Source organism: Halobellus ordinarius (genome assembly GCF_031823395.1).
Classification (GTDB): domain Archaea; phylum Halobacteriota; class Halobacteria; order Halobacteriales; family Haloferacaceae; genus Haloquadratum; species Haloquadratum ordinarius.
Genome location: NZ_JAVQKJ010000017.1, coordinates 1 through 13,832, shown reverse-complemented (window position 1 = coordinate 13,832; position 13,832 = coordinate 1). Strand labels below are relative to the sequence as shown.

Annotated in this window: 12 protein-coding genes; 4 read left to right on the top strand and 8 right to left on the bottom strand. The window is 66.2% G+C overall.

Annotated features, from left to right (window positions below; translation table 11 throughout):
• Positions 1 to 131: 131 nt before the first annotated feature.
• Positions 132 to 995 carry a 2-oxoacid:ferredoxin oxidoreductase subunit beta gene (locus RJT48_RS19565; protein ID WP_311174042.1) on the bottom strand — a complete coding sequence of 288 codons (864 nt, stop codon included), beginning with the start codon at positions 993 to 995 and terminating at the stop codon, positions 132 to 134.
• On the bottom strand, positions 992 to 2,746 hold the full coding sequence (locus tag RJT48_RS19560; RefSeq protein WP_311174041.1) for a 2-oxoacid:acceptor oxidoreductase subunit alpha: 1,755 nt from the start codon (positions 2,744 to 2,746) through the stop codon (positions 992 to 994). Before RJT48_RS19560 ends, RJT48_RS19565 begins: the two co-directional genes overlap by 4 nt.
• A 326-nt stretch (positions 2,747 to 3,072) precedes the next feature.
• Here RJT48_RS19560 and RJT48_RS19555 point away from each other — a divergent pair, with 326 nt between their 5' ends.
• Positions 3,073 to 3,711, top strand: coding sequence for an FAD-dependent oxidoreductase (locus RJT48_RS19555; RefSeq protein WP_311174040.1), 639 nt, complete (start codon positions 3,073 to 3,075; stop codon positions 3,709 to 3,711).
• A gap of 48 nt (positions 3,712 to 3,759) precedes the next feature.
• On the opposite strand, the gene RJT48_RS19550 is transcribed toward RJT48_RS19555, so the two are convergent.
• The 4 genes from RJT48_RS19550 to RJT48_RS19535 all read right to left on the bottom strand — a co-directional run bounded on the left by RJT48_RS19550 (position 3,760) and on the right by RJT48_RS19535 (position 8,269).
• Entirely contained in the window at positions 3,760 to 4,758 is a 999-nt protein-coding gene (locus RJT48_RS19550) for an ABC transporter permease (protein ID WP_425604743.1), read from the bottom strand.
• Between the two features lie 82 nt (positions 4,759 to 4,840).
• Entirely contained in the window at positions 4,841 to 5,629 is a 789-nt protein-coding gene (locus RJT48_RS19545; RefSeq protein ID WP_311174038.1) for an ABC transporter ATP-binding protein, read from the bottom strand.
• A 22-nt stretch (positions 5,630 to 5,651) separates the two neighbouring features.
• Positions 5,652 to 7,658, bottom strand: coding sequence for a NosD domain-containing protein (locus tag RJT48_RS19540; RefSeq protein WP_311174037.1), 2,007 nt, complete (start codon positions 7,656 to 7,658; stop codon positions 5,652 to 5,654).
• Positions 7,658 to 8,269 carry a nitrous oxide reductase accessory protein NosL gene (locus RJT48_RS19535; protein WP_311174036.1) on the bottom strand — a complete coding sequence of 204 codons (612 nt, stop codon included), beginning with the start codon at positions 8,267 to 8,269 and terminating at the stop codon, positions 7,658 to 7,660. The genes RJT48_RS19540 and RJT48_RS19535 overlap by 1 nt, the downstream gene beginning before the upstream one ends.
• Positions 8,270 to 8,437: 168 nt before the next feature.
• Between RJT48_RS19535 and acs the strand changes: the two genes are divergently transcribed.
• On the top strand, positions 8,438 to 10,420 hold the full coding sequence (acs, locus tag RJT48_RS19530; RefSeq protein WP_311174035.1) for an acetate--CoA ligase: 1,983 nt from the start codon (positions 8,438 to 8,440) through the stop codon (positions 10,418 to 10,420).
• Between the two features lie 54 nt (positions 10,421 to 10,474).
• Here acs and RJT48_RS19525 read toward each other — a convergent pair whose 3' ends face one another.
• The gene (locus RJT48_RS19525; RefSeq protein WP_311174034.1) at positions 10,475 to 11,233 is read right to left on the bottom strand and encodes a GNAT family N-acetyltransferase; all 759 of its coding nucleotides are present in this window, start codon (positions 11,231 to 11,233) and stop codon (positions 10,475 to 10,477) included.
• A 119-nt stretch (positions 11,234 to 11,352) separates the two neighbouring features.
• Between RJT48_RS19525 and RJT48_RS19520 the strand changes: the two genes are divergently transcribed.
• The gene (locus tag RJT48_RS19520; RefSeq protein ID WP_425604740.1) at positions 11,353 to 11,841 is read left to right on the top strand and encodes a DUF7510 family protein; all 489 of its coding nucleotides are present in this window, start codon (positions 11,353 to 11,355) and stop codon (positions 11,839 to 11,841) included.
• 4 nt (positions 11,842 to 11,845) lie between these two features.
• Here RJT48_RS19520 and RJT48_RS19515 read toward each other — a convergent pair whose 3' ends face one another.
• On the bottom strand, positions 11,846 to 12,871 hold the full coding sequence (locus RJT48_RS19515) for a glycosyltransferase family 4 protein (RefSeq protein WP_311174107.1): 1,026 nt from the start codon (positions 12,869 to 12,871) through the stop codon (positions 11,846 to 11,848).
• 169 nt (positions 12,872 to 13,040) lie between these two features.
• Between RJT48_RS19515 and RJT48_RS19510 the strand changes: the two genes are divergently transcribed.
• Positions 13,041 to 13,718 (top strand): 2,5-diamino-6-(ribosylamino)-4(3H)-pyrimidinone 5'-phosphate reductase, encoded by a 678-nt coding sequence (locus RJT48_RS19510; RefSeq protein ID WP_311174032.1) that lies wholly within the window; start codon positions 13,041 to 13,043, stop codon positions 13,716 to 13,718.
• The last annotated feature ends 114 nt before the right edge of the window (positions 13,719 to 13,832 follow it).

Genomic DNA, 13,832 nt, shown 5'->3' with positions numbered 1-13,832 from the left:
CTACGGGTCCGACGGGGAAAAGGCGGGCGGCCAGACCCTGGCAGCTAACCCGGGTTCCGGATGCCTGCGGGTGAAATACGGTCAGCGAGTGATCCGAGAGACGCCGATCAGTAGAACCCGGGAGACGCCGTTCAGTAGAACTCGCGAACCAGATCCATCGCGCCCTCGGGCGCGCCGTCGTCGACCTGTGACATATCGGTGTCGAGGCCGCGTTTCTCGCTGTACGGGATCGACTTCTCGCTCTGCCAGATGACGCCCTGGTACTCCTTGCTGGCGTCCAAGATCTTCTCTTTCGCGGCGTCGTAGTCGGTGCGGTCGTGACCCTCCTCGGCGACGTCGACGAGGTTCTCCCGGAAGTAGTCGTAGGTGTCGACGTCGTTGAACGTCACGCAGGGGCTGAACACGTTCACGAAGCCGAACCCGTCGTGTTCGATCGCCTCCTGGACGATCTCGGCGTGCCGCTGGGCGTCCGTCGAGAAGGACTGCGCGATGAAGGTCGCGCCCGAGGCGAGCGCGAGCGCGAGCGGGTTGACCGGCGGCTGCTGCGGTCCCTCGGGCGTGGTCGGCGTCTCGAAGTCCTTCCGGGACGTCGGGGACGCCTGCCCCTTCGTGAGGCCGTAGATGCGGTTGTCCATCACGACGTAGGACATATCGACGTTCCGCCGGACGGCGTGGACGAAGTGGCCCGCGCCGATCGAGTAGCCGTCGCCGTCGCCGCCCGCGACCATCACTTCGAGGTTGGGGTTGGCGAGTTTGACGCCCGTCCCGACCGGGAGCGCGCGGCCGTGGACGCCGTGAAGCGCGTACGAGCGCATATACGTCCCGATCTTGCCGGAACAGCCGATCCCGGCAACGATGAAGGTGTTGTCGGGGTCGTTGCCCGTGTTCGCCAGTGCCTTCATCATTCCATTCATCGTCCCGAAGTCGCCGCACCCGGGACACCACGTCGGTTGCTTGTCGGATTTGAAATCCGTGAATCTGACGTCTGAGCTCATTGGGTTGCCTCCTGCAGCGCCGCCTTGATGTCCGTTGCGAGTTCGTCGGCCTTGAACCGCACGCCGTCGTACTTGTTCACCCGGTCGACCCGCGAGAGCGTGTCGTGTTCGACCACGTCGGCGAACTGGCCGGTGGCGTTACACTCGACGACGACGACGTTCTCCGCCGCCTCGACCTCATCGGTCAGGTCCGGCCGCGGGAACAGATACGGAACCGAGAGGAACCGGACGTCGACGCCCTCCTCGTCGAGGAGGTCGATCGCCTCCGTCATCGCCCCTTCGTTCGAGCCCCACGAGATCACGAGATTCGCCGAGTCGGGGTCGCCGAACTCCCGCGACGAGAAGTCCTCTTCGGTCCGTGCGGTCTCGACCTTCCGGTTGCGCTTGTCGACCTGCTCGACGCGCATCTCCGTGTCTTCGGTCCGTCGGCCGAGTTCGTCGTGTTCGAGGCCCGTCGACATGTGCACGCCGCCGTCCGTGCCGGGGAACGCCCGCGGCGAGACGCCGTCGTCGGTGATCGCGTGCGGCTTGAACTGCTCCTTCTCGTTTTGCCACTCCGCGACGGTCTCCTCGTCGACGACCTTCCCGCGGTCGATCTCGACTGCGTCCATATCGAACGTCTCCGGCGAGAACGTCTGTTCGGTCACCGCAAGCGAGAGGTCCGCGGCGATGTAGACCGGCGTCTGGTACTTCTCGGCGAGGTTGAACGCCTCGACGGTCTTCCAGAAACACTCGGAGATAGTAGTCGGGCCGAGGACGAACCGCGGAATCTCACCGTGGCCGCCGTACAGCATCATATTCAGGTCGCCCTGCTCCTGTTTCGTCGGCATCCCCGTCGAGGGCCCCGAGCGCATCACGTCGACGACGACGAGCGGCGTCTCGCTCGTGGCCACGAGGCCGAACGTCTCGGACATCAGATCGATCCCGGGCCCGGACGTCGCTGTCATCGATCTGGCGCCCGCGCGTGCGGCGCCGAGCGCGATGTTGATCGCGGACAGTTCGTCCTCGGCCTGCACGACGTGGCCGCCGAACTGTTCGATCCGCCCCATCAGGTACTCCATCACGTCCGTCGCCGGCGTGATCGGGTACCCCGCGTAGAATTTACAGCCCGCGGCGATCGCCCCCATCCCGATCGCCTCGTCGCCGTTCAGGAGGACGTAGTCGGCGTCGGTCGTCTCGAGTTCGTAGTCGAGGTCGTGGTCGTACTCCTCCGCGACGTAGTCCTGGCCGCTGCGGGCGGCCTCCTGGTTGTTTTCGACGAGTGCGCGGCCCTTCGACCCGAAGCGCTTCTCCAGGGCGCTGTCGAGGTTCTCGATTGGGAAGTCCGCGACCTCGCAGGCGGCCCCGAGCGCGACGACGTTGCGCATAATTGCCCCACCGGCCTCCTCGGCCAGTCGTTTGAGCGGGACGTCGAGGCCGATCATCCCCTCGGGGATCTCGACGTTCGCCATCGTGGTCCGTTCACCGTCGTAGATGATGACGGACCCCTCGTGGAGTTCGTCGAGGTTCTCCTCGATCGTCCGCGGGGTCAAGGCGATGAGCACGTCGAGTCTGTCGACGACGCTCTGTACCGGGTCCACCGCGGTCCGAACCTTGTACGCCGTGTAGCCGCCACGGATCCGGGACGCGAAGTCCTTCGACGTGAACACGTGTCGCCCGGCCCGGGAGAGTGCCTGGGCGAAGATTTTTCCCGTCGAGTCGATGCCATCGCCGGCTTCCCCGCCGATGGCCCAGTTGAAGTCCGCAGGCATGTGAACTAGCTCTTCCGCGGGATTGAAGAAAAGCCTTCTGAAAGCCCCTCAAAAAACGGCCGCGAAACCCCTGACGTAATTTTACAAATAATTAGTTTGAACCGCATATAGGCGGCTATAAATTGATATAGTTATATTTTATACTCTTTTTTGAGATGAACGTTTACCCATAAGTTCAGGCAGTGCGAAGTGTTGACAATCGATGTCGAAACCCCCAGAGTGAGGGGGAGGTCGGCTCCCGGAATCCCAGTCGTCCGTGGGTCTTCGCGGCGGTGGTTCGCCGACGAAGGTAAAGACCCTTCTCTTCGGGCGCCGAACGCGTCGGTATGAACGCGACAGTCGCCGTCACTGGGGTCGACGATGTCGGACCCGAGACGGTCGCGCTACAGTTGGAATCGCCCGATGGCTTCGATGCCGTCCCCGGCCAGTTTTTGAAGCTCTCGGCGACCATCGACGGTGAGGAGTACGGTCGGTTCTACACGCTGTCCTCGCCGGACGTCGTGGAGACGTTCGAGATCACCGTGGGGGTCGATCCCGACGAAGCCGGGCCGTTCAGCCGGTTTCTCCTGGATCTGGAACCGGGCGATGCGATCGAGATCTCCGGCCCGTTCGGACAGACGTTCTACGACGGCGAGTCGCGCGTCGTGGTACTCGCGGGCGGTCCCGGCATCGGCCCGGCTGTCGGCATCGCTGAAGCCGCCGTCGCCGACGGCAATGAGGCCGCGATCGTCTACCGGACGGATGCGCCGGCACACGGCGACCGCCTCGATGCCCTCCGCGAGGCCGGCGCGTCGGTGTTCGTGGCCGAAACGGACTTGGCGGACGCCGTCGCCGACGCCGTCACCGGCTCGACGGACGAACAGGTGTTCGTCTACGGGTTCGCGGACTTCGTCGACGACGCGCTGACCGCCCTGGGGGCCACGGCCGCCGATCCCGAGGCGGCCAAGGTCGAAAACTTCGGATAAAAACGCAGGAGTCCGGAACTGGATCGGCGTCTCAGACAGAGCGCTCCCTCACGCTTCGATCTCCTCGACGGCCGGCCAGACGCGCCAGACGGCGATCGCGAGGCTGCCGAGCCACCAGAGGAGCAGGCCCACCAAATTCAAAAGCGAGTGTCCTGCAGCGATGTCTGCGCCGCCGACCACCCCGACCGCTGTCGTAAGCACCAGTCCGCGAAAGGCGCTGTTGGGACTGAGCGCCAGGAGAACGGCGAGGCCGTCTGCGGGAACCAGGCCGCCGGCGAGACCGGCGACGAGCGCGGTATCGATCCCGAGGACGAGCGCCACTGCGAGCGCGATCGCAAAGGCGAGTGCCGTCCGGACAGTCCTCGTCGCGGCCGAGATCGCGACTGTCGCCGCGAGCACGACGAGCGTGAAGAACCCGGAGAGCACGACGAACCGGACGTATCTGATGCCCGAATCCGCCGCCTCGTTGATCGCAAGGAACGTCGGAATGTCGGCCGTGAGAAAGGGCACGAGCAGGCCGACGCCCAGGAGCGTGACGACGACGAGCGAGACGAGTGCCAGCGCCCGCCCGAGATAGACACCGCCCACGTAGGCGACTCTGGTCACGTCGAACGTCCGGAGCACGTCCAGTTCGCCGGTCCCTCTGTCGCCGAGGATCGACCGGTAGCCGAACGCGATCGCCAGAAGCGGGACTAAAACCTCGACGAACGTCAGCAGATCGAGCGTCAGCGGGACGAACCCGCCGCCACCGCCGGTTCCGGCCCACGCGACGCCGAAGACGCTCGCCGCGAAGGCCGCCGAGATGGCCAGGAGCGCGGGCGTCCGAGCGATCGTCCGGAGTTCACGCGTCGCGACCGTCAGGAGGTCCTGCCGCACGTCGTCGAGCGAGCCATAATCCGTTCTGCCACCCGACTCGCCGGCGGATTCGTCCTCCCGATCGGCGTCAGGCTCCGGTGTCGAATCGGTATCAGATCCGTCGCTGGGCTCGCTGTCCGCCGAATCGTCTTCGGTCGGCGCGTCCTCTTCGGTCGCTGCTTCGTCTTCCATCGACGCGTCTTCTTCCGTCGGTGCGTCCTCCTCCGTCGCTGCTTCGTCTTCCGTCGCCGCTTCGTCTTCCGTCGCCGCTTCGTCACTCATCGTCCCGTTCACCTCCAGTCTCGGTATCGTTCGCCCGCTGACCGACCCCCGCTCTGACCGTAGATTCGCCGGCGCGGGTCCCGACGATCTGCAGGAACGCCTCCGACAGCGTCTCCGTCCCGGTCTCTTCGAGGAGCGCGGCCGGGGAACCGCTCGCTAGGAAATCGCCCTCGTCGAGGAGGAAAACGGTATCGGCGTGTGCCTCGACAGCGGGCAGTTCGTGCGATGCGACGACGATTGCCGTGCCGTCGGCCGCGAGGTCGCCGACGATGCCGAACAGCCGTTCGACCATCGCCGGATCGAGCCCGCTGCCGGGTTCGTCCAGGATCAACACCGCTGGGTCGCCGAGCACGGCCTGCCCCAGTCCGAGCAGCCGCGTCATTCCGCCGGAGAGCGAGCCCACGGCACGATCGGCCACGCCCGCGAGGCCGACGCGATCCAGCGTCTCCGCGACGTCCTCGTCGTCGACGCCGTCGAGCAACTGCGCGTAGAAGCGCAGGGTGTCCCGGGCGGTGAATCCCTCCCGGAACGCCGGTCGCTGGGGGAGGAATCCGAGGCTTCGGGCGCCGCCCGCGTCGGCTGGCACAGTCACCGTCCCATCGTCGGGTGGGCTGATGCCCGCCAGGATTCGGAGCAGCGTCGACTTTCCGGATCCGTTCGGACCGACGATGGCGGCGACCTCGCCGCGGTCGACCGACAGCGAAACGTCGGACAGCACCTCGACGTCGCCGAACGACTGGTCGATCCCGGTCGCTCGCAACGGGGCTGGCTCCTCGCTCATAATGCGACACCTCCGGTTGCGTTCACGTTGCGACACCTCCAGTCGTCGTGTTCCGTTGTTCTCCAGTCACGTTCCCAACGACTTCAGGTTGGTACGGTCTCGTTCGCGCGGCGGTGTCGACGATGCCCGACTGCCGGAGACCGGATACGGCCTGCTGCACCCGGCGGAGCGTCGCGACGGCGGGCGACTCTGCGAGCGACGTCGCCCCCGGAACTGTATTCAGTCGCGAGTCGACCGTTCCCGAAGGACGGTAGGGGCGGTCGTAGACGCCGTCGTCGTCGCCGTCGGTGATCGGTAGCGTCCCCCAGTGGTTGCCGACGCCGCGGTGCGTCCACGTCCGGAGCGGCCCGATGTTCGATTCGACCGCGCGGTCGTTGCCGACGAAGTCGTTCCGGAGGACGCGGTTCGACGGCAGGATCTCGTTCGCACGAGCGCCGATCTCGTTGTCGACGACGACGTTCGCGGCGAAGACGTTCCGGTCGCCGGCCACCTGCAGGCCGTATTTGTTGTCGACGACAACGTTGTGTGCGTAATAGGAATCTCCGCCCGCGGGCACGACACCGAACGTGCTCCCGCGGACGTCGTTGTCGACGACGAGGTTCCGCGTCGGCCGCGTCATCACGATCACACCCGCCTGTGAGTCCCGGACCGTGTTGTTCGAGACCAGCGACGCGGACGTGTACATCTCGTGGACGCCGTACCGGCCGGGATCGGCGTCGTTGTCGCGAACGACGCTCCCGTCGGCGCGGTGCGTGTAGACGCCGTCGCGGCCGTCGATGAACGTCGAGTCCTCCACCAGGCTCGGCGCGCCGATGAGCACGACACCCATAAATCCGTCACGGGCGGTTTCGGCCCCCCGAACGGTCAGATTCGTCAGCGCTGATCCGGGGCTCTCGCGGACGATCACGCCGCTTGCAGGCGTGTCGATCGCGACGCCGGCGACGGAGGCGTTCGCCGCGCCGTCGAGGATCACGCCCGCGTCGCCGTACCCGTACGCCAACTGCACGGTGGTATCCCAGTCAGTCGTATCGTTCCGGCGGTCGCTGCCGCGACTGCCCACCTCGCCGACGCCGGTGATCCGGAGGTCCGTGAGCGCCGCGCCGTCGGCGCGGATGTGGACGACGCTGCCGTTGCCGTCGCCGCGGACCGTCGTGTCGTTCCCGACACCGGCGAGTGTCACCGAACGGTTGACAACGACACCGTCCACCTCGTACGTCCCTGGCGGCAGGTAGACTGTGGTGTTCGGCGGTGCGGCGGCGATGGCATCGGCGATCGTCGGGGCGGTCGCGATCTCGTCTCGCCCGTTGTGGTCGCTCACGCGGTCCGCCGGCACGGCCGACCGGTCACCGACGACCACGCTCACGGGTCGGTCCTGACGCTCTCGGGCGGCCGCGGCGGTTCGATCCCCCCAGGCCTGCAGCCGCTCGATCGACGCCTCGAAGCGGGCGAGTCGTTCCGGCAGCGGATCGCCGACGGTCGCCTGCAGCGTCTCCCAGTCGACAACCTCGCCGCCGTGCGCCGCAGCGAAGGCTTCCGCGTCATCCCGCTCGGAAAATGAGAGCGCGACCGACCCCGACGGGATCGCGGCGTCGCTCCCGACGACGAAGGACGCCGTCTCGGCGGGCGTCCAGCCGACGGATCGGCCGCGCTCGGGAACCACGTAGCCCTCCTCGGTGAGCGTCGGGGAGATGTCCGAGAAATCAGAAACGTACACCGTCAGCGGATCGCCGAACTGTCGTCGCGCGTTGCCGTCGCTCAGTTCGCTCGCGGCCGTCTCGACGCCGACGTAGCCCACGACGTACCGGTAGCCGGAGAAGAACACCTGCGCCCGCGGGAGGACGAAGCCCTCGGCCTCGGCGCGGCGCGTGTCGACGCCGGTGCCGCCCATCGTCACGGTGTCATCGAAATCGACCGGGCGCAGCGAGTCCCCGCCGGCAGGCGTCAACGCGAAGGAGACGCTGGCGAGGACGAGAACGCCCGTGACGGCCACGGCGAGCCAGCCCGTGGCGCTCGGCGAGAGGATCGCCATCACGTTCCGAGTCCGGCGACGATCTCCGGCGTGACGCCGTCGTGTGTCGTGAGCGACCCGCCCCACTCCGACTGGAACGCCTCGGCGTCGCTCCGTTCGGTGAATCCGAGCAGATCCCGGCCCATCGTGCCTTTCACCTCGGAGTTGACGACGTACGTCACCTCGCTTGCAGGAGCAAACGACGATGCCTCGTAATGTCTGGTGATCAGCGTGTCGCCGCCGTCCTCGAAGGTTTCGTAGTCGACCGTCGAGTAGTCCGTGACGTAGAAGGCGACGTCCGCCCAGCCCGCGTCGTCTTTCTCGAACTCGTACTGGTAGGCCTCCCAGACGCTGTCGAAGCGGGCGGGGTTCTCGTGACCGCTCGGCTGTTGGTCCCGGTAGAAGATCTCGGTCGTCGGGCCGGGATGCTGGCGGATCACCATCCCGCAGACCTCACAGGTCGCCCCCTCCGGGACCGTGATCGGTTCGGGAGCGTCGGCATCGTCGCCACCGCCGAGACACCCGGCTGTAGAAACACTGGCGACACCCGCACTGGCAAGGAGAAATCGACGGCGACTGAGCGACGCCGGCTGCGCCGCCCTGTCCGGCTGCCGAATCCGCACGCGTGACATATCCACTCTTACGCTATCGTTGGGAAAAACACCCCCGAAGATTCCTACAGACTGAAAGTCGCCGCAGGGCGACCGATGAAGTGGTAACCGGTCCGATTTGGATGCATCCCGTCGGGCTCGTTCCGGCGCAGGGATTTATAAACTGGCCTTCGAATTGTGTGGATGAATATGGCAGACGACGAGGCTGACGGAGAACTCGAAGCACGGCTTGTCGAACAGGAGACCTTCGAGCCCCCAGAGGAGTTCGTTGAGCAGGCAAACATCTCCGAGGAGTCGATCTACGAGGAGTTCGAGGAGAACTGGCCCCGCTCGTGGACTCGCGCGGCGGACCTCCTCGACTGGGAGACCGACTACAGCCAGGTCCTCGACGACTCCGAGGAGCCCTTCTACGAGTGGTTCGCCGACGGCACCCTGAACGCTGCGTACAACTGCGTCGACCGTCACGTCGAGAGCGGCGACAAGAACCGAGTCGCCATCAAGTGGGAGGGAGAACACGGCGAGACGCGGACCTACACGTATCAGGACCTCTACCGCGAGGTCAACGAGTTCGCGGCGGCGCTCCGGGACCTCGGCGTCGAGGAGGACGACGTCGTCACCCTGTACATGCCGATGGTGCCGGAACTCCCCATCGCGATGCTGGCCTGCGCCCGGATCGGCGCGCCGCACTCGGTCGTCTTCGCCGGCTTCTCCGCGAACGCGCTCGCGACGCGGATGAACTCCGCCGACTCACGATACCTGGTCACCTGCGACGGCTACTACCGACGCGGCGACCCGCTCGATCACCTCGACAAGGCCAACGAGGGGCTTTCCGGCGTCGATCACGGCGTCGACGCGACGGTGGTGGTCGACCGCCTCGGCGACGACGGCTTCGGCCACGACCTGAAGGGCAACCAGCACGACTGGGACGACCTGCTGGCCGACCACCAGGGCGCCCGCGTCGATCCGGTCGAGCGGAACGCCGAGGACATGCTCTTCCTGATGTACACTTCAGGGACGACCGGGGAGCCGAAGGGCGTCAAACACACGACCGGCGGCTACCTCGCGTACACGGCGTGGACATCCCACGCAGTGCTCGATTTAGAGCCCGAGGACACCTACTGGTGTTCGGCCGACATCGGGTGGATCACGGGCCACTCGTACATCGTCTACGGGCCGCTCGCGCTCGGCACCACGACGGTGATGTACGAGGGAACGCCGGACTACCCCGACCGCGACCGCCTGTGGGAACTCGTCGAGAAGTACGCTGTCGACGTGTTCTATACGGCACCGACCGCAATTCGGGCGTTTATGAAGTGGGGCACGGAGTATCCCGAGCGGCACGACCTCTCCAGTCTCCGACTGCTCGGCACGGTCGGCGAGCCGATCAACCCGCGCGCGTGGAAGTGGTATTACAAACACATCGGCAACGAGGAGTGCCCGGTCGTGGACACGTGGTGGCAGACGGAGACCGGCGGGATGATGGTCACGACGTTACCGGGTGTCGGCACGATGAAACCCGGTTCGGCCGGCCCGCCACTGCCGGGAATCGACGCGCGCGTCGTCGACACTGCCGGTGAGGAGGTCGACGCCGGTCGTGCGGGCTACCTCACGGTGAACAAGCCCTGGCCCGGGATGTTGCGGACGCTCTACAAGAACGACGAGCGGTTCATCGAGGAGTACTGGGCGGAGTACTCGGATGCGGAGACCGACGAGTGGGTGTACTTCCCGGAAGACGGCGCGAAGATCGACGACGAGGGCTACATCACGATCCTCGGCCGGGTCGACGACGTGCTCAACGTCTCAGGGCACCGCCTGGGAACGATGGAGATCGAGTCGGCCATCGTCGGCGTCGAGGGCGTCGCCGAGGCCGCGGTCGTCGGCGGCGACCATGAAGTGACCGGTGAGGCCGTGTACGCGTATGTGATCCTGGAAGACGGCTACGAGGGGAGCGAGGAGATGCACGAGCGGATCATCGCGGGCGTCGAGGAGGACATCGGCCCGATCGCCCGTCCGGAGGAAGTGATCTTCACGCCCGAACTGCCGAAGACCCGCTCGGGGAAGATCATGCGGCGACTGCTCGAAGAGATCGCAAACGGCGAGGAACTCGGCGACACGACGACGCTGCGGAACCCGGACGTCGTCTCGGACATCCAGGCGAAAGCCGAGGAATAGCTCGAAGAAAGGACGCCGGTTCGGGAAAATAGCCGGCGAGGACCGGTCCGTTCCTTAGAGGTACGCCGCGTCCCAGCGGACGGGCTTACGGCGGTTCCCGCAGTCGTTGCACTCCAGCCGTTCCATCGTATCGATCGCGACGTTCAGACTCTCCTCGCGGCCGCACAGCCAGCCGTACCGCTCCGTCCGCGCTTCGTCGAGATACACCGCGAAGAAGGGCGCGTCGGAGCCGCGAGCCGACTCGTCGTAGGCGACGTAGACGGTCCGACCGTCGTCCGTCTCCCGCGCCGCGAGGCCGGTCGGTTCGGCCTCCGTGTCGTCGAGAAACACCGTGTACACGCGCTCGGTGAACGACTCGCCGCGAATCTCGACGGTTCGCTCCCCGAACTCGCTGAAGCCCTGCTCCTCGTAGAAGGAGATGCCCTCCTCGTTTTCGGCGAGAACCCGCCCCTCGACGCGGTCGACGTCTTCGGCCACGAGCGCCTGTTTCAGCCGTGCCAGGAGCTGAGAGGCGATCCCCTCGCCGCGGTAGTCCGGAAGGACGTGGAGCCAATCGAGGTACCCGACGGTCTCGCGCCCGTCGGACACTTCGCTCTGTGCGAACCCGACGACGGTGCCCTCGTCGACGGCGACGACGAAGACCTCGCTATCGTCGTCGAGTGACGCCGTCAGTCGGTCGGGGCTGTACCACTCTTCGACAGCTGCGGTGATCGTTGCTTCGTCGATCGCGTGCCCGTACGAAGCGCTCAACGATTCGGTTGCGACGCGACGAACGCCGTCGACGTCTTCCCTCGTTGCATCACGGACGTCCATACCCCCAATTTGTGACTCTGGTACTTGACGTTCGGGGTGTATATGTGCGTATCATTGACAATGTGATACGTCAGTTCGGGAGTTAGTAGCGGAAATATAAGTGTGCGGGAGTCTCTCGTTTGAGTATGGACAGACGTGAGGACGGCACCGGCGACGCTGCGGCGTCTGCGGGCGCCGAACGGGTCAAATTCTCGGTGACCGTCGAGGACGGCGAGACGGTCATCACGATGGACGGCGACCGCGACACCGCCGTGATCGTCCGCTCGGCGTCGGGCGAACGGATCTACCTTCCGCCGGAGGATTTCGAGCGCGAGGCGGGCGGGAGAGACGACAGTTCGTATCAGCCGGCACACGACGAGAGCCCGTATCGCGGGTCGAGCGATGCTCCCGTTCGGGGGGCAGAAAGCGCCAGTCCGTACCGCGGCGTCGAAAGCGACAGTAGCCCCTATCAGGGCGTCGAGAGCGACAGCCCGTACCGGGGCATCGAAAGCGACAGTCCCTACCAGGCCGCACGGGAGAGTCTCCCCAGCGAGGGGATGATTTCGACGGCCGATGGCTACCGGATCCGCCACCCCGAGCCGGTGACGGACGTTCGCGTGTTGCGGTGATGGCCTACAGGACGCGCTCGTAGAACGCGAGCGTCTCCTCGACGACCTCGTCCCACGTGATCGGGTCGTACTCCGGCATCCCTTCGAGATTCAGCCCGCGGCTGATCCCGGCGGCGAGCGATTCGGAGTCCGGTTCGACCTCGACGACACAGTCCGCGGGAAGCACTTCGTTGACGCCGCTCTCGGTGGCGACCACCCGAGTTCCGGCCGAAAGCGCCTCCGTGATGGTGATCCCGAACGGTTCTGCCAGCGAGGGCGAAACGAACAGATCAGCCGAGGCGTAGTAGTCGCCGAGTTCCTCCTCCGGGACGTAGCCGACCCACTCGATCCGGTCCTCGATGCCCAACAGTTCCGCGAAGCGTTTCAGTTGGTCCGTGAGGTGGCCGGAGCCGCCGACCACGAGCGTGACGTCGTCGCGGCGGAGTTTCTCCATCGCGTACACCAGATGACTGATTCCCTTCTGGTCGGTGTGCCGACCGACGAAAAACAGCATCTCGCCGTCGATTCCGAGTTCGGCCTTGAAATCCCGGCCCGTCGTCTCACACTCCGAGAAGCCGTTGTAGATGACCTCACACTCCGCGCCGTACTGCTCGTAGACGTCGTTTGCGGTGAGTTCGCTGACGGCGATCCGGTGGTCGGCGCGCTCGGCGAGGCGCCGTTCGGTCTCGACCTCCCGTTGCGGGGGGTCGAGGTTCCGATCCGTCGACAGCGAGTGGAACGTCGTCACCCACTCGACGTCCGCGTTGGCCTTCGCCCGGGAACCGGGGCCGTAGCCGAACCAGTCGTGGGTGTGGACGATGTCCGCGTCGGCCGCGCGGTCGGCGAAGGTCGAACTCATCCGTCCGACCCTCGTGATGATGTCGCCGTCGCCGGTCGGGACGCCGACGATCCCCGACCGGTCCTCGGGTGCGTACTCCGCGGGGAGAACGAGTTCGACGTCGATGCCGCGGTCGGACAGCCCGTCGAACAGTTCCCCGACGTGCGTGTCCAGGCCGCCGCTCACGTTCGGCGGAAACCCCCACCCGAGCATCAGGACGTTCGGCGCCATTCTGCGAGAGTCTATCACGTTGGTCCACATAAGTCCTGTCCGTGGAGCTTCGCGACCGTTTGGGGGCGCGCAGGCGCGTCCCAGACAGGCGGATCGAAACCCGCACAGGCGGACCGAAACCCGCTTGTTCCGGCCGCCCCACGAGAATGGTATGCAGGTCGTCGTCAACGCCGCGACGAGCGTCGACGGGAAACTCTCGACGCGGCGCCGCGAACAGGTGCGAATCAGCGGCCCGGAGGATTTCACCCGCGTCGACCGATTGCGCGCCGACAGCGACGCCGTACTGGTCGGGATCGGGACGGTACTCGCCGACGACCCTCACCTCACGCTCGACGACGAGGACCTCCGCGCCGAGCGGACCGCGCGGAACGAGCCCCCCTCGCCTGCCCGGATCGCCGTCGATTCCTCGGGGCGAACGCCGCTCGACGCGCGGATCCTCGACGACGCAGCGAGGACGCACCTCCTCGTGTCGGCGGCCGCGACCCGGGAGCGCCGCGCTGCACTGGCCGACGCAGGCGCCGAAATCATCGTCGCGGGCGACGAGCAGGTGTCGCTGCCGGCGGCGTTCGAGGAACTGGCCGAGCGGGGTATTGAGCGGCTGCTGGTCGAGGGCGGCGGCGAGATCATCTTTTCGCTGTTCTCGGCGGGGCTCGTCGACGAACTGTCTCTGTACGTCGGGTCGATGGTCATCGGCGGCCGCGAGACGCCGACGCTCGCGGACGGTCCGGGGTTCGTCGGGACGTTTCCCGACCTATCGCTCCGGGACGTCACCCGGATCGACGACGGGGTACTCCTGCAATACGACGTAGACGGACGCGGAACGGCGTGAATCGCCTCGGGGTCAAGCCCCGAGGCTTCCCGTTTCTACGACGTGACTTGCAGACACAGATTCGAAGTGAGTCGTGTCCGTAGCGGTCACAGTCTCCACGGGCGTGTCTTCGGG